17 protein-coding genes are annotated in these 18820 nt (G+C 71.1%); 10 read left to right on the top strand and 7 right to left on the bottom strand.

Going from position 1 to position 18820, the window contains the following annotated elements:
• Positions 1–28: 28 nt before the first annotated feature.
• Together BpN12_RS31250 and BpN12_RS31245 are read left to right on the top strand one after the other, a co-directional pair.
• Positions 29–1237 carry an EmrA/EmrK family multidrug efflux transporter periplasmic adaptor subunit gene (locus BpN12_RS31250; protein WP_246795978.1) on the top strand — a complete coding sequence of 403 codons (1209 nt, stop codon included), beginning with the start codon at positions 29–31 and terminating at the stop codon, positions 1235–1237.
• 32 nt (positions 1238–1269) lie between these two features.
• Entirely contained in the window at positions 1270–2820 is a 1551-nt protein-coding gene (locus BpN12_RS31245) for a DHA2 family efflux MFS transporter permease subunit (protein ID WP_246795977.1), read from the top strand.
• A gap of 74 nt (positions 2821–2894) precedes the next feature.
• Here BpN12_RS31245 and BpN12_RS31240 read toward each other — a convergent pair whose 3' ends face one another.
• On the bottom strand, positions 2895–3812 hold the full coding sequence (locus tag BpN12_RS31240) for a LysR family transcriptional regulator (protein WP_246795976.1): 918 nt from the start codon (positions 3810–3812) through the stop codon (positions 2895–2897).
• 113 nt (positions 3813–3925) lie between these two features.
• Between BpN12_RS31240 and BpN12_RS31235 the strand changes: the two genes are divergently transcribed.
• Positions 3926–4675, top strand: coding sequence for an SDR family oxidoreductase (locus BpN12_RS31235; protein WP_246795975.1), 750 nt, complete (start codon positions 3926–3928; stop codon positions 4673–4675).
• Positions 4676–4714: 39 nt separating this feature from the next.
• Here the strand turns inward: BpN12_RS31235 and BpN12_RS31230 are convergent, their stop codons facing one another.
• Positions 4715–6019, bottom strand: a complete 1305-nt coding sequence (locus tag BpN12_RS31230) for an NAD(P)/FAD-dependent oxidoreductase (RefSeq protein ID WP_246795974.1) — start codon at positions 6017–6019, stop codon at positions 4715–4717.
• A gap of 149 nt (positions 6020–6168) precedes the next feature.
• Positions 6169–7191, bottom strand: coding sequence for a hypothetical protein (locus tag BpN12_RS31225; RefSeq protein WP_425306337.1), 1023 nt, complete (start codon positions 7189–7191; stop codon positions 6169–6171).
• 611 nt (positions 7192–7802) lie between these two features.
• On the opposite strand from BpN12_RS31225, the gene BpN12_RS31220 reads away from it, so the two are divergent.
• On the top strand, positions 7803–8237 hold the full coding sequence (locus BpN12_RS31220; RefSeq protein WP_246795973.1) for a CHRD domain-containing protein: 435 nt from the start codon (positions 7803–7805) through the stop codon (positions 8235–8237).
• A gap of 93 nt (positions 8238–8330) precedes the next feature.
• Positions 8331–9296 (top strand): alpha/beta hydrolase fold domain-containing protein, encoded by a 966-nt coding sequence (locus BpN12_RS31215; protein ID WP_246795972.1) that lies wholly within the window; start codon positions 8331–8333, stop codon positions 9294–9296.
• Between the two features lie 18 nt (positions 9297–9314).
• On the opposite strand, the gene BpN12_RS31210 is transcribed toward BpN12_RS31215, so the two are convergent.
• Positions 9315–10220 (bottom strand): EcsC family protein, encoded by a 906-nt coding sequence (locus tag BpN12_RS31210; protein ID WP_246795971.1) that lies wholly within the window; start codon positions 10218–10220, stop codon positions 9315–9317.
• Positions 10221–10324: 104 nt separating this feature from the next.
• On the opposite strand from BpN12_RS31210, the gene BpN12_RS31205 reads away from it, so the two are divergent.
• Together BpN12_RS31205 and BpN12_RS31200 are read left to right on the top strand one after the other, a co-directional pair.
• The gene (locus tag BpN12_RS31205) at positions 10325–11920 is read left to right on the top strand and encodes an MFS transporter (RefSeq protein ID WP_246795970.1); all 1596 of its coding nucleotides are present in this window, start codon (positions 10325–10327) and stop codon (positions 11918–11920) included.
• 93 nt (positions 11921–12013) lie between these two features.
• Positions 12014–12493, top strand: a complete 480-nt coding sequence (locus tag BpN12_RS31200) for a MarR family winged helix-turn-helix transcriptional regulator (RefSeq protein WP_246795969.1) — start codon at positions 12014–12016, stop codon at positions 12491–12493.
• A 205-nt stretch (positions 12494–12698) separates the two neighbouring features.
• Here the strand turns inward: BpN12_RS31200 and BpN12_RS31195 are convergent, their stop codons facing one another.
• Together BpN12_RS31195 and BpN12_RS31190 are read right to left on the bottom strand one after the other, a co-directional pair.
• Positions 12699–13280 carry a DJ-1/PfpI family protein gene (locus BpN12_RS31195; protein ID WP_246795968.1) on the bottom strand — a complete coding sequence of 194 codons (582 nt, stop codon included), beginning with the start codon at positions 13278–13280 and terminating at the stop codon, positions 12699–12701.
• Positions 13281–13524: 244 nt separating this feature from the next.
• Positions 13525–14805, bottom strand: a complete 1281-nt coding sequence (locus tag BpN12_RS31190; RefSeq protein WP_246795967.1) for an amino acid deaminase — start codon at positions 14803–14805, stop codon at positions 13525–13527.
• A 137-nt stretch (positions 14806–14942) separates the two neighbouring features.
• Here BpN12_RS31190 and BpN12_RS31185 point away from each other — a divergent pair, with 137 nt between their 5' ends.
• The 3 genes from BpN12_RS31185 (at position 14943) to BpN12_RS31175 (ending at position 17888) form a co-directional block, all read left to right on the top strand.
• Positions 14943–15887: a MurR/RpiR family transcriptional regulator gene (locus BpN12_RS31185; protein ID WP_246798052.1), complete on the top strand. Its 945-nt coding sequence runs from the start codon at positions 14943–14945 to the stop codon at positions 15885–15887.
• A 1-nt stretch (position 15888) separates the two neighbouring features.
• The gene (locus BpN12_RS31180; protein WP_246795966.1) at positions 15889–17364 is read left to right on the top strand and encodes an N-acyl-D-amino-acid deacylase family protein; all 1476 of its coding nucleotides are present in this window, start codon (positions 15889–15891) and stop codon (positions 17362–17364) included.
• Positions 17365–17501: 137 nt separating this feature from the next.
• Positions 17502–17888, top strand: a complete 387-nt coding sequence (locus BpN12_RS31175) for a RidA family protein (RefSeq protein WP_246795965.1) — start codon at positions 17502–17504, stop codon at positions 17886–17888.
• A gap of 103 nt (positions 17889–17991) precedes the next feature.
• On the opposite strand, the gene queF is transcribed toward BpN12_RS31175, so the two are convergent.
• Positions 17992–18816, bottom strand: a complete 825-nt coding sequence (gene queF, locus BpN12_RS31170; RefSeq protein WP_246795964.1) for an NADPH-dependent 7-cyano-7-deazaguanine reductase QueF — start codon at positions 18814–18816, stop codon at positions 17992–17994.
• Between the last annotated feature and the right edge of the window lie 4 nt (positions 18817–18820).

Raw genomic sequence — 18820 nt, 5'->3', positions numbered from 1 at the left:
GCGGCGGACGACGACGGAGAACCTCGCGATGAGCGACCCCCAGCAACAAGCCGCGGCCCCCGCGGCGCGCAACAACGGCAAACGCAAGCGGATGATGACGGTGCTCGTCGTGATCATCGTGCTCGCCGCGATCGCCTACGGCATCTACTACTTCCTCGTCGCGCGCTTCCACGAGGACACCGACGACGCCTATGTCAACGGCAACGTGGTGCAGATCACGCCGCAAGTCACGGGCACGGTGATCGCGGTCAACGCCGACGACACGCAGTCGATCCGCGAAGGCGAGCCGCTCGTGCAGCTCGATCCCGCCGACGCGCGGATCGCGCTGCAATCGGCCGAGGCGAACCTCGCGCAGACGGTGCGCCGCGTGCGCGGCCTGTACGCCGACGACGATCAGTATCGTGCCCAGGTGGCGCAGCGCGAATCGGACCTGTCGAAGGCGCAGGACGACCTGCGCCGGCGCGTGGCCGTGGCGCAGACGGGCGCGGTCTCGCAGGAGGAGATCTCGCATGCGCGCGACGCCGTGAAGGCCGCGCAGGCCTCGCTCGACGCCGCGAAGCAGCAGCTGGCCGCGAACGTCGCGCTGACCGCGAACACCACCGTCAGCGACCATCCCGACGTGCTGGCCGCGGCCGCGAAGGTGCGCGACGCCTATCTGGCCAACGCGCGCAACACGCTGCCCGCGCCCGTGACGGGCTACGTGGCGAAGCGCTCGGTGCAGGTCGGCCAGCGCGTGTCGCCGGGCACGCCGCTGATGTCGGTGGTGCCGCTCGGCCAGATCTGGGTGGACGCGAACTTCAAGGAAGTGCAGCTCGACCACATGCGGATCGGCCAGCCGGTCGAACTGTCGGCCGACATCTACGGCTCGTCGGTGACCTATCACGGCAAGGTGATCGGCTTCTCGGCCGGCACCGGCTCGGCGTTCTCGCTGCTGCCGGCGCAGAACGCCACCGGCAACTGGATCAAGGTGGTGCAGCGCCTGCCGGTGCGCATCGCGCTCGATCCGCGCGAGCTCGAACGCCATCCGCTGCGCATCGGCCTGTCGATGCAGGTGGACGTCAGCATCAAGGACGAGAGCGGCAGCCAGCTCGGCAGCGTCAACAACACCGTCTACCAGACCGACGTGTTCGCGAAGTACGGCGACGAGGCCAATGCCGAGATCGCCCGGATCATCGCCGACAACGCCGGCGGCCCGGCCCATGCTGCCCAGCCGGCGCCGCGCGCGCCGCGAGCCTGATGCGGCGCGCCTGACGCAACCGGAATCCCTCCATGGCTTCTCCAACGCCCATGCGCCCGCTGTCGGGCGCCCAGCTCGCGCTCGGCACCCTCGCGGTGTCGCTCGCGATGTTCATGAACGTGCTCGACTCGTCGATCGCGAACGTCGCGATCCCCACCATCTCGGGCGAACTCGGCGTGTCGGTCGACGAAGGCACCTGGGTGATCACCATCTTCGCCGCCGCCAACGCGGTGTCGATCCCGCTCACCGGCTGGCTCACGCAGCGCTTCGGGCAGGTGCGCCTGTTCGTCGGCTCGATCCTGCTGTTCGTGATCGCCTCGTGGCTGTGCGGGATGGCGCCGAACCTGCCGACGCTGCTCGGCGCGCGGATCCTGCAGGGCGTGGTGGCCGGGCCGCTCGCGCCGCTCTCGCAGGCGCTGCTGCTCGGTGCGTGGCCGAAGCAGAAATCGTCGACGGCGCTCGCGCTGTGGTCGATGACGGCGCTGGTCGGGCCGATCGCCGGGCCGTCGCTGGGCGGCTGGATCACCTACGACTACAACTGGTCGTGGATCTTCTACATCAACGTGCCGGTCGGCATCTTCGCCGCGTTCGTCACCTGGACCATCTTCCGCTCGCGCGAGTCGGCCACGCGGCGCCTGCCGATCGACACGGTCGGGCTGCTGCTGCTGATCGTCTGGGTCGCGTCGCTGCAGATCATGCTCGACAAGGGCAAGGATCTCGACTGGTTCAACTCGCCGTTCATCATCGGGCTCGCGATCGTCGCCGTGATCGGCTTCGCGTTCTTCGTGGTGTGGGAGCTGACCGAGAAGAACCCGGTGGTGGACATCCGGCTCTTCAAGGAGCGCAACTTCGCGGGCGGCACGATCGCGCTGTCGGTGGCCTACGGGATGTTCTTCGGCACGCTGGTGCTGCTGCCGCAGTGGATGCAGGAGTATCTCGGCTATCGCGCGATCGATTCGGGGCTGACCACCGCGCCGCTCGGCGTGTTCGCGGTACTGCTCACGCCGGTGATGGGGCGGCTGCTGCCGCGCACCGATTCGCGCTACGTCGCGACGGTCGCGTTCGTCGGCTTCGCGATCGTGTTCTTCATGCGCACGCGCTTCTACACCGACGTGTCGAACTGGGACCTCGTGCTGCCGACGCTGCTGCAGGGCATCCCGATGGCGATGTTCTTCGTGCCGCTGACCTCGATCATCCTGTCGGGCCTGCCGCCCGAGAAGATCCCGGCCGCCGCGGGGCTGTCGAACTTCGGGCGGACCTTCTGCGGCGCGGTCGGCACCTCGGTGATCGGCAACGCCTGGAACAACCGCACCGTGCTGCATCACGAGCGGCTGACCGAGCAGGCCAACGCGACCAACCCGGACTTCAGCCAGTCGATCGACGCGACGCAGTCGATGCTGCACGTCGGCCGCGACGCGGCGCACGCGCTGTTCAACCTGTCGGTGGACGGGCAGGCCGCCGTGATGGGCCTGAACGACGTGTTCTACATCTCGGCCGTGATCTTCATCGCGATCATCCCGCTGATCTGGATCACCAAGCCGCGCCGCTCGGCCGTGCCGGTCGACGCGGGCGGCGCGCACTGACGGGCCCGCGCGCGGCCGCCACCATCGCGGGCGCCGCGCCGGCCCGGCGGCGGCGCACCCGGCGGCGCGCGGCGCTACGCGAACGCGTCGATGCCGCGCACCAGCCGCTTCGCGAGCCGCGGCTGCTCCAGCTTCTCCACCCACCACTGCAGCGCGCGGCCGGCGCGGTCGCCGCGCCACGCCGCGTAAAGCAGGTTCGGCTCGCGCGGGTCGGCGGTGCGCCGCTCGAGCAGCGCGCCGCTCGCGAGCAGCGCCGCGGCGCGTTCGCGCGGCAGCCAGCCGACGCCCAGGCCCTCGCGCTGCGCGACGATCTTCGCGTGCATCGACGGCACCGCCAGCGAGGCCTGGCCGCCCACCAGGCCATAGGCCCGCCCGGCCGTCGCGCGCGACGAATCGGCGACCACCACCGCGCGGTGCCGGGCGATCTGCTCGCGCGTGAGCGGTTCGGGTGCCTTCGCGAGCGGATGGCCGGGCGCCACGGCGAACACCCAGTCCATCGCGCCGAGCGCGAGCCAGTGCAGGTCCGCAATCGCGGGCGGCTCGTTGGTGGCACCCACGATCAGGTCCGCGCGACCGTCGCGCAGCGCTTCCCAAGTGCCGCCGAGCACCTCGTGCGTGACGCGCAGCGCGACGCCCGAGCCGAGCGCGTCGAAGTCGCGGATCAGCGGCAGCAGCAGCTCGAACTCGATCACCTCGTCGGTGACGATGCAGAGCCGGTCCTCCCAGCCGTTCGCGATCTGCCGCACGCGCCGCGTGAGGCGCGCGACGTCGTCCATCAGCCGCGCCGCGTCGTCGGCCAGCAGCTTGCCGGCCGGCGTCAGCTGCAGGCGGTAGCGGCGGCGGTCGAACAGCAGCGCGTCGAAGCGCGTTTCCAGCTGCCGCGCCGCGTGCGAGACCGTCGAGGGCGCCTTGCCCAGGCGCGCGGCCGCGCGGGTCAGGCTGCCGCTGTCGCGGATCGTTTCGAGCAGCGCCAGTTCGTCTTCCGACAACATGTTCGACTCCTTCGAACGTGTGCATCGCCGGCATCGTATGGCATTCGGCCCGGCAAGGTCCATCATGGGTTCACCGGAGTCGAACGACTTCTCAACCCGAAAGGAAACGCAAAATGGACCGCTTCATCGGCAGGACCGTCCTCGTCACAGGCGGCAACAGCGGGATCGGCTTCGCGGCAGCGCAGGCGTTCGCGGCGCAGGGCGCGCGCGTAGTGATCACAGGGCGCGACGCGCAGGCGCTCGAACGGGCGCGCGACACGCTCGGCGGCACGGCGCTGGCGATCCGCAACTCCACCGGCACGGCCGCGGCGGCGCGCGAGCTGGCGACCGAACTCGCGGCGGCCGGGGTCCGGCTCGACGCGGTGTTCATCAACGCGGGCGTGGCGAAGTTCGCGCCGTTCGAACAGGTGGACGAGGCGCTGTGGGACACGACCTTCGACAGCAACGTGAAGGGCGCGTATTTCCAGATCCAGGCGCTCGTGCCGCTGCTGAACCGCGGCGCCTCGATCGTGCTGAACGGCTCGATCAACGCGCACATCGGCATGCCGGCCTCGTCGGTCTACGCGGCCAGCAAGGCGGCGCTGATCTCGCTGGCGAAGACGCTGTCGGCGGAACTGCTGCCGCGCGGCGTGCGCGTGAACGTGATCAGCCCGGGGCCGGTGGCGACGCCGCTGTACGGCAAGCTCGGCATCGCGGCCGACGCGCTGGCCGACACCGCCGAGCAGATCCGCAGCCAGGTGCCGCTCGGCCGGTTCGGCGAGCCGGCCGAGATCGCCGCGACGGTGCTGCATCTGGCCTCGCCCGAGTCGGCCTTCATCGTCGGCGCGGAAATCATCGCCGACGGCGGCATGGTCACGCTGTAGCCGGCGCGGTGAGGCGGGAACGCAGGCAGGCGGCGGCGTTCAGAAGCGTTCGAGGAGCTGGTGGTAGCGCATCCCGAGTTCGAGCGCCGGCTGCCGCCAGGCCGGCCCGCCCGGGAAGCGCCGGTGCCGCAGCCGCATGAACGGTGCGAGCATCGCGCGCTCGCCCGCGATCGCGCGCGCCACCGCGCGCCCGGCGATGCCGGCCAGCGCCACGCCGTGGCCGCTGTAGCCCTGCAGGTAGAAGTAGTTCGGATCGAGTGCGCCGAAGTCGGGCGCGCGGTTGCGCGTGACGTCGACGAAACCGCCCCAGGCGTAGTCGATGCGCGCGTCGGCCAGCTGCGGGAACACGTCGAGCATGCGCCGGCGGATCGCGGCCGACAGTTCGGCCGGTGCCGCGCCCGCCGAGCTGGCGCGGCCGCCGAACAGCATCCGGTGATCGGCCGAGAGCCGGAAATAGTCGAGGAACACGTTGTTGTCGCAAGCCGCCTCGCGCCGCGCGATCAGCGCGTCGGCGCGTGCCCGGCCGAGCGGCTCGGTCGCGATGAGGTAGGACGGCACCGGCGCGATGCGCGCCTCGATCGGCGCGGGCAGGAAGCCGCCCGGGCCGGCGTTCACGCACGACACCACGAAGCTGCAGCGCACCTCGCCCGAGCGCGTGCGTACCCGCGGACGCTCGCCGCGCACGACCTCGGTCACCGCGGAATGCGAGAACAGCATCGCGCCCTCGCGGCGCGCGGCGGCGGCGAGCCCGAGGCAGTAGCGCAGCGGATGCAGATGGCCCGACAGCGGATCGTGGACGCCCGCCAGGTAGAGGCGCGAGGCCACGCGCGCGCGGATCGCGTCGGTGTCGAGCCAGCTCAGCGACGGGTGGCCCCAGTGCCGCGTCGCGCTGTCCATCCAGGCGCGCAGTTCGGGAACCCGGCGTGGCTTGGTGGCGAGCGTCAGGTAGCCGCGCGTGAAATCGCAATCGATGCCGTGGCGCGCGATGCGCTCGGCGATCAGTTCGACGCCGTCGAGCGACAGCTTCCAGGCGGCGCGCGCGCCGTGCTCGCCGAGCTGGCGCGCGATCTCGGCGTCCTTCGCGAAGCCGCCGATCACCTGCCCGCCGTTGCGGCCCGAGGCGCCCCAGCCGGGCCGCCAGGCATCGAGCACGACCACCGAGAGCCCCGCCGCGCGGCAGTCGAGCGCGACCGAGAGCCCCGAGAAGCCGGCGCCGATCACGCAGACGTCGGCGTCGAGCGGGCCGTCGAGCACGGGATCGTCGGCGGCCGGGCGCGTGGCGGTGGCTTCGTAGTACGAGTGGCGCGCGAGCGCGTCCGCATGCTGGAGGAAGATCGGTGTCATGGGCGGGGATGCTCTCACGGGAGCGCCGCGCCCCGCAATCGAGCCGGCCTCCGTGTGCGGCGCGGGGAGCGCCGGGGGGCGTGAGGATTGCGACGGTTACGAGCACGGGCGGGGCCGCCAGCGCCGTGGTGGCGCCCCCGCCCGCCGCGTCAGAAGCGGTAGCCGAGGCCGGCCTGGATCACGTCGGTGTCGCGATCGTAGCGGGTGACCACGCGGTTCCAGGTCAGGCGCGTGAGCCAGCGCCGGCCGAGGCGGTAGCTGGCCGAAATCGAGACGATGCCGGACAGCCGGCCGTCGCCGGTATCGCTGCCGTGGATATTGCGCTGGTCGACGGCGACGTACATGCCGGCGCCGGCGGCCAGCGTGATCTTGTCGTCGAGGAACGCGCGCGTGAGCCACAGCTCGGAAGCCACGCCGTTGCGGCGGGTCTGGCGCTTCGAGCCTTCGTACAGGTAGGTGGCGGTCCAGTCCACGTACTTCGCGATGCCGCGCCGGTATTCGACGCTGGCGCCGAGCGAGCTCGGCGAGGTGCGGCTGTTCAGGATCGTCTCGCCGACCATTCCGGTCACCTCGTTGTGCGTCACGCGATCGAGGCGGCCGGCCGCGTAGTCGCGCGGGCCGGGCGTGTCCGGCGCGTCGAGCTGGTAGCCGATGCCGAACATCACCGAGGTGGTGTCCGGGCCGCTGAAGGTGTGGACGCGGTTCGCCTGCAACTGCAGGATCCAGCGATGCGAGGTGTAGTAGGCCGCGCGCACGCTCATCAGCACGCCCCAGCCGTGCGTGTTCGAGTAGCCGCGCCCCTGGGCGGCCGCCTCGGTGTCGAAGTAGCGGTAGGGGCCGACGCCGGCCGACAGCACGAAGCGGCGCCGGTCGAGCGGCAGGCGGCCCCAGAGCTGCACCGACTGGCCGTCGCGGTGGTGGCTCGGCAGATGGCCTTCGTTGTACCAGGTGAAGCCGGCGGCGGCGTATTTGCCGAGTCCTTCCTGATAGTCGAAGGCCCAGCCCATCGAGTGCGTGCCGGCGCCGTAGAGCGGGCCGGCGAACAGCGAGAACTCCTGGGCGTCGGCGGCCGGCGCCGCGGCCAGGGCAGCCGCGCCGAGCAGGGCGGACAGGACCGCCGCGCGCGGCAGGCGCGGCACCGGAAAACGTGGGCGTGTCGTGCGAACCGGCACTGGTTGGTTCCTCGGGCTGTCGGTCGGGCGGCCATTGTGGCGCAAATGTAAAAAATCTGGCGTGGACCGATCCCGTTCCGTCACTACGCTGCGTTACGACGGTAAGAAATGCCGTGCCGCGCGAGCCGGGACAGGCGGGCGCGCCAGCGAGGCGGGACCTGCGTTTGGGCCGGAGGCCGGCGCAAACCGGGCGGATGGCGCGTAATCGCGCGTAACGCTGAGCTTGCGGTGTCGCGCGACGGCGTGTCCCGGATCCTCGGAGGGCGCGCCGGTGGGCCGGGAGGCGGCGCGAAACGCCGCGCGGGACCGGTGCCGGTCGCGGCGGCGTTGCCGGCGATTGGGGGCGGTGCCGATATCGAGGCATCGCAGCGAGATTTTGTTGTGAAGTGCCGCCGCGCGCGCCGATGCCCGGCCCGGGCGTGTGGCGTGCGACCGGATGCCGTGTCCGCTGACGCCGTCGCACTGGAAGCGGCCGACGCCATTACCGCCGCCGCATTTTCGCCGCGCGCCGCGTCGCGATGCGCGCGGGCCGTCCCGATCGTCTACCATCGCATCAGCCGGGGAGCGCGGCGCGCCCGCCGGCGGGCGATCCAACCGCACAAGGAGGTGTCATGGGAATCCTGCGTATCGTGAAGACGGGTCTGCTGGCCGGCGCGCTGGTCTGCGCGGCGGCGCATGCCGAGACGGCGAAGCTGGTCGCGAACCTGCAGCCGTCGAGCGAGGTGCCGCCGACGGCGACGCGCGGCTCCGGCGTGCTGAACGCGACGTTCGACACGGCCACCCACACGCTGGTCTGGACCGTCACCTACGGCGGCCTGACCGGCCCCGCAACCGCCGCGCACTTCCACGGCCCCGCGCCCGTCGGGCAGAACGCGGCGATCCAGGTGCCGATCGCGAAGGATGCGCTGGCGAGCCCGATCAAGGGTTCGGCGACGCTCGACGATCATCAGGTGACCGAGCTGATGGCGGGCAAGTGGTATTTCAACATCCATACCAGGGAACATCCGTCCGGCGAGATTCGCGGCCAGGTCGAACCGGCCAACTGAGGCACGCGGCACGCGCCATCCATGCCGGGCAGCGGGCCGCGCGGCCGGCGCCCGGTTTCCGAACCGTTCGTTTCGAGGTCCGCAGGAGGATCGATGAGCTGGCAATCCACCTTCGCCTGCTGGCTGCTGCGCCGGCAGATCCGTCCGAAGACGCTGTCGCCCGTGATCGACGTGGCGGGCACGCGCGTACTGGCGGCGCGCCGGCGCGTGCTGCCCACGCGCCCGCCCGCCGGCTGGCGGCTGCGCGAGCAGGGCGGCGCGGGTGACATCGACGGACACGGCGGCGCGGGTACCGACGGCGCGCCGCGCGGTGAATGGCTCGAGCCGGCCGACGGCCGCGCGGTGCCGACGCTGCTGTATTTCCACGGCGGCGGCTATTACTTCTGCTCGCCGGCCACGCATCGTCCGCTGGTGTTCGCGCTGAGCCGCAAGCTCGGCGCGCGCTCGTTCTCGGTCGATTACCGGCTCGCGCCCGAGCATCCGTTCCCGGCCGCGCACGACGACGCGCTGGCCGCCTATGCCGCGCTGCTGGAAGCCGGCGTCGATCCGGGTTCGATCCTGATCGGCGGCGATTCGGCGGGCGGCGGCCTCGCGCTGGCGCTGCTGGTCGCACTGCGCGATCGCGGCGCGCCGCTGCCGGCCGGGGCGCTGCTGTTCTCGCCGTGGACCGATCTGGCCGCGACGGGCGACACGCTGCGCAGCAACGACGGCCTCGACCCGATGTTCTCCGGCGCGGCGCTGGGCCGGGCCGCGCGCCTGTACATCGGCGGCGCCAGTCCCACCGAGCCGTACCTGTCGCCGCTCTATGCCGATCCGGCCGGGCTGCCGCCGCTGCTGATCCAGGTCGGCAGCACCGAGGTGCTGCTCGACGATTCGCGCCGCTTCGCCGAGCGCGCGCGGGCGGCCGGCGTCGATACCGAACTGCAGGTCTGGCCCGGCATGCCGCACGTCTGGCAGATGGCCGTGCCGTTCATGCCCGAGGCGAGCCGCGCGCTAGACCAGGCGGCCGCGTTCGGGCGCCGGCTGGTCGAGCGGCCGGCGCAGCCGGTGGCGGCTTAGTGGTGGCTTAGTGGTGGCTTAGGTCGAGAGCGTCCGGTAGGCGGCCTCGACGGCCGCCTGGCCATAGCGGCGTTCGAGCCGCCGGATCGCGAAGTGGGCGTGCGCGGCCTGCTGGAAGTGATCGATGAACAGCGTGTTGACGGTGGCGCCCAGCACCGCGCCGAGCGCCGGGATCGACTTCGCGGCGATCTGCTCGGTGACCTGCGCCGAGAAGCGCGACGCGATCGCCTGCACGAAGCGCAGCAGCGCGGCCGAGCCGTGCGTGGCGAAACCCTTCGACGCCATCTCCGACGAAGCCTTCGAGACCGCCTGCGCGAGCGCGCCGCGCAGCACGAAATAGCCGAAATCGGCGTCGCGCTCGGCCTCCGCCTGATCTGCGCCACCCTTGTCACCGTTGCCGGCGGCCGTGCCCGCGTTCGCGAAGCCGCCGCCCATGCCGAGCACGGCGAGGCACTGCAGCTGCGTGTCCACCGTGGTCAGGTCCTCGCCCTCGCTGCGCGCGATGTCGCAGATCGAGCGGAACATCAGCGTGGTCGTGACCGGCAGCTCGACCGGCAGCGCGAACAGGCCGAACGCGCCGCCGGCCGCGCCGGTGGTGGCCACCGCGAGCTTGTGCAGGAAGTTGCTCGGCTTGTCGGGCACGTGCTCGGCGCCCGGCTTGCCGAGCGTGCGCAGCGCCAGCTGCAGGCACTTGCGCAGCGCGATCTCGGTGGCGTCGTTGATCTTGTCGGTCGCGAAGCCGGGCAGCTTCGCGATCATCTTCTCGACCGGCGCGCCCACCACGCTGGTGAGCTTCATCGTCAGCGACGGGCTCTCGAGCGCGGTCCGGGCGCGCCGCAGCGTGTCGAGATCGGCGGGCGCCAGGGAAGCGGCGGGCGACAGCCCGGACGAGCGGGCGCCGGCGGCGTCGAAATTCGGTTCCATATCCCTCCCGTGAGATTGGCGAGCGGTGCGACATCAAGCTTGCCGCATCCTGCGCATGCTATCATTTCGAATCGTTGACACGTCAAACGTTGTGTGAGCAAAAGATGGCCGTCCATACCGCCGCCCACCATTCGAGTGGGCAAGTCCTGCCGTTTCGCGAATCGCTGCTCGCGATGCTCGGCGTCTCGTTCGTCACCATGCTCGTGGCTTTCGACCAGACCGTGGTCGGCACCGCGCTGCCGACCATCGTGGCCGAGCTGCGCGGCTTCGATCTGTACGCCTGGGTCGCCACCTCATACCTGCTGTCATCGGTGATCACCGTGCCGATCTTCGGCCGGCTCGGCGACCATTACGGCCGCAAGCCGTTCGTGATCGCCTCGATCGTGGTGTTCACGGCCGCCTCGGTGCTGTGCGGGATGGCCAACAGCATGCGCTTTCTCGTGATCGCGCGCGTGCTGCAGGGCGTCGGCGGCGGGATGCTGGTGGGCACCGCGTTCGCCTGCGTGCCCGACCTGTTTCCCGATTCGGTGGTGCGGCTGCGCTGGCAGGTGCTGATGAGCACCGCGTTCGGCATCGCGAACGCGATCGGGCCGTCGCTCGGCGGGTTCCTGACGCAGTTCTGGGGCTGGCGCTCGGTGTTCTACGTGAACCTGCCGTTCGGGCTGCTGTCGCTGTATTTCGTGATCCGCTACCTGCCGCACCTGCGCCATGCCCCGCAGGCCGGCAGGATGCGGCTCGACTGGCCCGGCGCGCTGCTGATCGCGCTCGCGCTCGGCGCGTTCCAGCTGTTCGTCGAATGGCTGCCGCAGCGCGGCTTCCTCGGCTGGCCGGCCGCGCTGCTGGCGCTCGCGGCGCTGGCCGGCGTGGCGCTCTGGCGCTGGGAGAAGCGCACCGAACACGCGCTGCTGCCGGCCGACCTGTTCCGCAACCGCTCGCTGTCGATGCTGTTCTGGCTCGCGATCCTGGCCGGCTTCTCGATGTTCTCGCTGCTGTTCTTCGCGCCGCTGCTGTTCCAGGGCGGTTTCGGGATGTCGCCGAAGGCGGCCGGCGTGGTGATCACGCCGCTGGTGGTGTTCGTCACGATCGGCAGCATCGTGAACGGCCGCATCGTCACGCGGATTCCGAGCCCGAACGCGATGCTGCCCGCCGGCTTCGCGCTGCTCGCGCTGGCCTGCTTCGGCATCGCGCTGTCCTCGCATCTCACGCCGCGGTGGCTGCTGCTCGTGATCATGGTGGCGGGCGGCATCGGGCTCGGCTTCGTGCTGCCGAACCTCACCGTGTTCGCGCAGCAGACGGCCGGGCGCGGGCATCTGGGCATCGCCACCGCGCTGTTGCAATCGCTGCGTATGGTTGGCGGTATGATCGGCACCGCGCTGACCGGCACGCTGGTCAACCAGACCTACGCGGGCGGGGTGCGCGACGCGCTCGGCGCCGAGCATGCGCAGCGCTGGTTCGCGCAGCTCGCCGATCCGCAGATCCTGATCGATCGCGCCGCGCAGACGCGCGTCGTCGCCGAGCTGGTGCAGCAGGGCCACCCCGGCGCGCAGCTGCTCGAGGCCGCGCGCGCATCGCTGGTCGCGGCGATCCACCTCGGCATCGGGATCGGCGCGGTGGTGGCGGTGCTGGCCATCTGGCAGAGTTGCCGCGTGCCGCCGATCCGGCTGCGCGGCAAGATCGAGCCGACCGTCGTCGCCGAGTGAGCGGCGCGGCCGGCGTTCACCCGCGTGGCGCTCGCTCGCGTCAATCCGCTCGCGAGGCGCATCCGCGGCATTCACTCGTCATTGTTCTGAATCATGGAAGCTCAAGACCACGTCGCGGTCCTTCAGCAGTTCGGCCGGACCTATCGCGCGTTCCTCGCCGCGTTCGAGGCGCACGTCGGCCAGCCGATGCCGCGCTGGCGGATTCTGCTCGCGCTGCACAACGAGCGCGGCACCGCCTCGCAGAAGCGGCTCGTCGAGCTGGTGCGCACCGATCCCGGCGCGCTCACGCGGCAGCTGAAATCGCTCGAGGCGCTCGGCTGGATCGCGCGCGCCTCCGATCCGCGCGACAACCGCGTGACCAACGTGACGCTGACCGCCGCCGGGCGCGAGGCGTTCGACGAATGCATGCCGCGCCGCGTCGCGTTTCTCGACGAGACGATGTCGGCGCTGCCCGACGACGCGCTGAGCGCGCTGTCGGGCGCGCTCGCGCTGCTCGAGGCGCGCATCGCCGAGTTCGGCGCGGCGCCGGCGCAAATCGGCGAATCGGCGCGCGGGCGCCGCTCGGCGGCCTGAGCCGCTCGATCCGCTTGGCTTGATCCGCTTGGGTCATGGAAAAGCCGCTCGAATCGCCGGCCGTTTCAAGCCGGTGTCCGTTGCGCCCACCACCGGCGCAGCACCGCATGCGCGGCGCGACCGGGATGACAGGGGACGAGCGGCGACGGCTGGCGGTGCGGATCTCGCCTGGGTGTGAGGTTGGCGCGCCGTGTCGCGCCGCTGTTTACAGCTCGATGCGCGTGCCGAGCAGCGTCAGGAACTGTGCGATCCAGGCCGGATGCGCGGGCCAGGCGGGCGCCGTGACGAACGGCGCGTCGGTGACGGCCGCGTCCACCGGGATCTCCGCGTATTCGCCGCCGGCCAGCCGCACTTCGGGCGCGCAGGCCGGGTAGGCCGAGATCCGCTTGCCGCGGATCACCTCGGCCGCCGCGAGCAGTTGCGCGCCGTGGCAGACCGCGGCCACCGGCTTGTTCGCGTCGACGAACGCGCGCACCAGCGCGATTACCTTCGGATTCAGGCGCAGATATTCCGGCGCGCGGCCGCCCGCGATCATCAGCGCGTCGTAGCGCGACGCCTCGACCTCGTCGAAGCTCGCGTTCAGCGTGAACTGGTGGCCGGGCTTCTCGGTATAGGTCTGGTCGCCCTCGAAGTCGTGGATCGCCGTCTTCACCTTGTCGCCGGCGCACTTGCCCGGGCAGACCGCATGCACGGTATGGCCGATCGCCTGCAGCGCCTGGAACGGCACCATCGTTTCGTAGTCTTCGGCGAAATCGCCGGTGAGAAAGAGGATCTGCTTGGCTGCCATCGTGTGCTCCGCGGGTTGAAGACGGGAGCGGGCAGTGTACGCCTCGCGGCGGTTCGATACCATGACGGCCGGGCGCGCGCGGCGCGGCCCGGAGCGGGCCTTCGGCGTGGTGCGCCGGACCCTGCGAGGCGCCGGATGCGCCCGGGGCGCGATGTTGCCGGCGCGCGCCGGGGCGGCCGGCGCGTGGCGCTCCGGAAGAGGCTCCGGTAGCGCCGGCGACGCCGGCCCGCGCGACCTCGGAACCTCAGAAGAACGTCTCGATCACCTCGGTCACGCGGTAGTCCGCGTCGACCACGAGGATCTGCCGCCACTTGTCGAACGTCAGGCACGGATGCGAGATGTCGAACGCGATCATGTCGCCGACCTTCACGTCGGCGCCGACGGCGATCTTCAGGTAGGCATGCTGGTCCATCATCCCCGTCACTTCCCAGCCGTCGGCCGGCGTGACCTCGCGCGGCGCGGTGCCGCTGCCGGGGCGGAAGTGGCGCGCCGGCTCCGGATAGCCGGCGTCGAACGCGGCGTCGCGCTTGCCGAGCGTGATGATCGCGCGGTCCGGCTCGGGAATCGACTGCACGTAGGCCCACAGCTGCAGCGCGGGCTTGAGCGCCTCGCCCATGCGTTTGGCCACCGGGTTGCGCGCGAGGATCTCGTCCTGTGCGCGGCGATAGACGCCGACGTCGTGCGTCAGGTAGCAACCCGGGCGCAGCACCACCTCGACGGCGCCGTCGGCGGCGACCTGCGCGAACTCGTCGGCGACCACGTCGTACCAGGCCGAGCCGGCGCCCGACAGCACGGCCGGGCTACGCGTGAAACGGCCCTTGGCCGCGAACTCGCGCGCGAGCGCGACCGCGTCCCTCAGGAACGCGCGCACCCCCGCCTCGTCCTTCAACACCCCTTCGTAGATCTCGATGCCGGCGAGCCGGATCGTGTCGGCGTGGCGTGCGATCGCGTCCAGCACGGCGTCGCGCTGCCGTGCGTCGCGCACGCCGGTGCGCCCGCCCGGCACGCCGAGTTCGAGCAGCACCTGCAGCGGACGGTTGACGGCCGCGAAGTAGCGGCCGAGCTGATCGACGTTGTCGGCCGAATCGACGAGGCAGAAGAACTCGAACTCGGGGTCCGACAGCAACTCGGCCACGATCGCCATGTTGTGCTTGCCGACCAGCTGGTTGGCAAGCAGCACGCGGCGCACCCCGCCCTGGTAGGCGGCGCGCGTCTGGTGGGCGGTGGCGAGCGTGATGCCCCAGGCGCCCGTCTCGATCTGGCGGCGGAACAGCTGCGGCGCCATGGTGGTCTTGCCGTGCGGCGCCAGCTTCACGCCGTATTCGGCGACGAACGCCTGCATCCACTTCAGGTTGTGCTCGACGCGGTCCGCGTACAGCACCGCCGCGGGCAGGCTGACGTCCTCGTCGAGCAGGTTCCATTCCAGTCGCGCGGCGTCCGACAGCGGCACGCTCGCGCTCGGCACGCGGCCGAGTCCCTTGCCGAGCGGCTGGATCGCCGCTTCCTGATAGTTTGTAACTTTCATCTTCGAGTGCTCCGTTGCTCGTCCTGTTTGAATCGAAGTTGACGGCAGGATAGTACAGAAAGTAGCATCCGCCCGGTAATGTTATTTACTAACAGATGCCCCATCCCGCCCGACCCGCCGTGACCCGATCCGCCCCGATGCCTGCCGCCGCGCCCGACGCGCTCGAAGAGAGGACGCCCCAGCCCGCGCCGGCCACGGGCCAGCTCGCGTTCGACATCGTCGCGCGGATCGCCGAATGCGCGCCCGCGCTGCGCGACGCCGAGCGCAAGGTGGCGGCACGCATCCTCGACGACCTGGCCGGCGCCGCGCATGCGAGCATCGGCGAGATCGCCGCGCAGGCCGACGTCAGTATCGCCACCGTCACGCGTTTCGCGAAGGCGGTGGGCTGCCGCGACGTGCGCGAACTCAAGCTGCGGCTCGCGCAGGCGGCCGCGGTGGGCCGGCGCTTTCTCGCGCCTGCCGCCGGCCCGGCCGGCCGGGCCGACGAGCCGGCCAGCGCCACGCGCGTCTACGACGAGGTGCGCGTCACGCTCGAACATCATCATGCGCTGTTGCGACAAACCGCGTTCGACGCGGCCGCGGCCGCGCTGGCCGGCGCGCGGATGATCTACGTGTACGGTCAGGGCGGCGGCTCGACCGCGCTCGCCGACGAGCTGCGCTTCCGGCTGGTGCGCTTCGGCCGCCCGGTCGCGAGCTATCAGGACGCGCTGCTGCAGCGGATGGTGGCCAGTACGATGACGGAGGAATGTGTCGTCGTCGCGTTGTCGGTCACCGGGCGGGTCCCCGAGTTGCTCGACAGCTGCGCGCTCGCCAAGCGCTACGGCGCGCGCGTGATCGCGCTGACGGCGCCGGCCTCGCCGCTCGCGAAGCTGGCCGACGACCTGATCCCGGTGGTCGCGTTCGAGACCGATTTCATCTTCAAGCCGTCCACCTCGCGCTACGCGATGATGATGGCGCTCGACGTGCTCGTCACCGAGGTCGCGCTGCGGCTCGGCGACGGGTGCCGCGAGACGCTGCGCCGCATGAAGCACGCGCTCGACCTGCACCGCGGCGGCGGCGACCGACAACCCCTCGGAGACTGACATGCACTCCCATCCCGAAGCCGCCGATACGCTGATCGTCGACGCGCAGCTCTACGACGGCACCGGCGCGCCGCCCGTGCCGCGCGACGTCGCGATCCGCGACGGGCGCATCGTCGCGATCGGCAACCTGTCGAACTGGCTCGCCGAGGACGTGATCGAGGCGAACGGCCTCGCGCTCGCGCCCGGCTTCATCGACGTCCACACCCATGACGACACGCACGTGATCCGCGCGCCGCAGATGCTGCCGAAGATCTCGCAGGGCGTGACCACGGTGGTGGTCGGCAACTGCGGGATCAGCGCCGCGCCGGTTTCGCTGCGCGGCGATCCGCCCGATCCGATGAACCTGCTCGGCGAGCGCGACGCGTTTTGCTATCCGAGCTTCGCGTCGTATGTCGAGGCCGTCGACGCGGCGCAGCCGGCCGTCAACGTCGCGGCGCTGGTCGGCCACACGGCGCTGCGCAACAACCAGATGGACCGGCTCGACCGCGCGGCCAGCGCCGACGAGATCGCCGCGATGCGCGCGCAGCTCGAGGAGGCGCTCGCGCATGGCGCGCTCGGTTTGAGTTCGGGGCTCGCCTACGGCTCCGCGTTCGCGGCGCCGGTGGAGGAGGTGATGGCGCTCGCCGAGCCGCTCGCGCGCGCCGGCGCGCTCTACACCACGCACATGCGCACCGAGTTCGACGCGATCCTCGACGCGATGGAGGAGGCCTACCGCGTGGGCCGCCACGCGCGCGTGCCGGTGGTGATCTCGCACCTGAAATGCGCGGGGCCGTCGAACTGGGGGCGCAGCGCCGAGGTGCTGGCCTCGCTCGAACGCGCGCGCGCGCGGCAGCCGGTGGGCTGCGACTGCTACCCGTACAGCCGCAGTTCGTCGACGCTCGACCTGAAGCAGGTGACGGGCGACATCGTGATCACCATCACCTGGTCCGAGCCGCATCCCGAGATGGCCGGCAAGACCATCGCCGCGATCGCGGCCGAATGGGGCGTGAGCGAGCAGGACGCGGCGCGCCGGCTGCAGCCGGCCGGCGCCGTCTATCACAACATGTCCGAGGACGACGTGTGCCGGATCCTCTCGCATCCGGCCACCATGGTCGGCTCGGACGGCCTGCCGAACGATCCGCTGCCGCATCCGCGGCTCTGGGGCGCGTTCCCGCGCGTGCTCGGCCATTACGCGCGCGACCAGCAGCTGCTGCCGCTCGCCGAGGCGGTGCGCAAGATGAGTTCGCTGACGGCGCGCCGCTTCGGGCTCGAACAGCGCGGCGAGGTCCACGTCGGCTACCACGCCGATCTGGTGCTGTTCGATCCCGACACGGTGATCGACGTCGCGTCGTTCGAGCGCCCGCAGCAGCCGGCGCGCGGCATCGAGGCGGTGTGGGTCAACGGCGTGCTGTCGTATCGCGGCGGCGCGTCCACCGGCGCGCGCGCGGGCCGCTTCGTGCCGCGCGGCGCGCGCACCGCGCCCGACGACGCGTTCTGACGGCGTGATGCCGGGCTCGTGCGCGTCGCGGCGTGCGCGAACCCGGCCGAAACATTGCCGGCGCGCGGCTGCGGCGCCGGGTGAGGCGGCCGTGCCGCGCCGGCACGGCCCGAACCAGCAAACCGAAGGAGAAAACGATGAAGCGTTACGGTGTGGGCGATGCGAAGGGAACGGGCGGCCAGGTGATGCCGTTCGCGCGGGCGGTGGAAGCGGACGGCTGGCTGTACGTGTCGGGGCAGACGCCGATGGTGAACGGCGAGGTCGTCGAGGGCGGCATCGTCACGCAGTCGAAGCAGGCGATCGAGAACCTGATCGCGATCCTCAAGGATGCCGGCTACGGCGTCGAGCACGTCGTGCGCTGCGGCGTCTGGCTCGACGACGCGCGCGACTTCGCCTCGTTCAACAAGGTGTTCGTGTCGTATTTCGGCGAGCATCCGCCGGCACGTGCCTGCGTGCAGTCGAGCATGGTGATCGACTGCAAGGTCGAGGTGGACTGCATCGCGTACAAGCCGCCCGTCAGGTAAGCGGCGCGGCCGTGATCGGCCTTTGTCAATGACAAACGCGGCAAGGCGGGCTTCGATGCCCGGCTGGCCGCGTTTGTCGTTTCTGGAGCGCCCGCTGCCGCGTTTACTGCCGCGCGGTGCGCGCGTTGTCGGGCAGCGGCTGGTTGAAGTTGGTGCGGAACGGGTTGATGTCGAGCCCGCCGCGACGCGTGTAGCGTGCATAGACGGCCAGCTTCAGCGGCCGGCATTCGCGCAGGATGTCGACGAAGATCCGCTCGACGCACTGCTCGTGGAAGCCCGTGTGATTGCGGAACGAGATCAGGTAGCGCAGCAGCCCCGCGTGGTCGATCGGCGCGCCGACGTAATGGACCTGCACGCTGCCCCAGTCGGGCTGGCCCGTGACCGGGCAGTTCGACTTCAGCAGGTCCGACACCAGCGTTTCCTCGACCGGCGACTCGCCGTGCGAGGCCGCCAGCAGCGTCGGGTCAGGATGATAGACGTCGGTGTCGAGGTCGAGCCGGTCGAGCGAGAGGCCGTCGAGTTCCTCCAGCTTCAGTTTCGCGAACCCCGACGGCGAGGCCAGCTGCACCGCCACGCTCGCGCCGCAGGCGGCCGACACGTCGCGTTTGAGCGTATCGCGCACGGCATCGACCGAATCGAACGCGGTCTGCGCGAACGAGCCGAGATAGAGCTTCAACGACTTCGATTCGACGATGTTCGGCGAATCGGCCGGCACCAGGAACGTCGCCACCGCGATCTGCGGCTTGCCGCGCGGGGTGAGCCACGACAGTTCGTAGGCGTTCCAGATGTCGGTGCCGAAGAACGGCAGCGCGGCGCCGATGCCGATCTGCTCGCGCGCGCCGGCGCGCGGGATCGGGAACAGCAGCGAGGCGTCGTAGTCGGTCGTGTAGACGGCGGCCTTGCCGAGCGGGGAATGGTCGGGAGTCATCGAG

Source organism: Burkholderia perseverans (genome assembly GCF_022870505.1).
In the GTDB taxonomy this organism is placed as follows: domain Bacteria; phylum Pseudomonadota; class Gammaproteobacteria; order Burkholderiales; family Burkholderiaceae; genus Burkholderia; species Burkholderia plantarii.
Note: the sequence above shows the minus strand (reverse complement) of the source record. Positions and strands in the feature narration are given on the sequence as shown.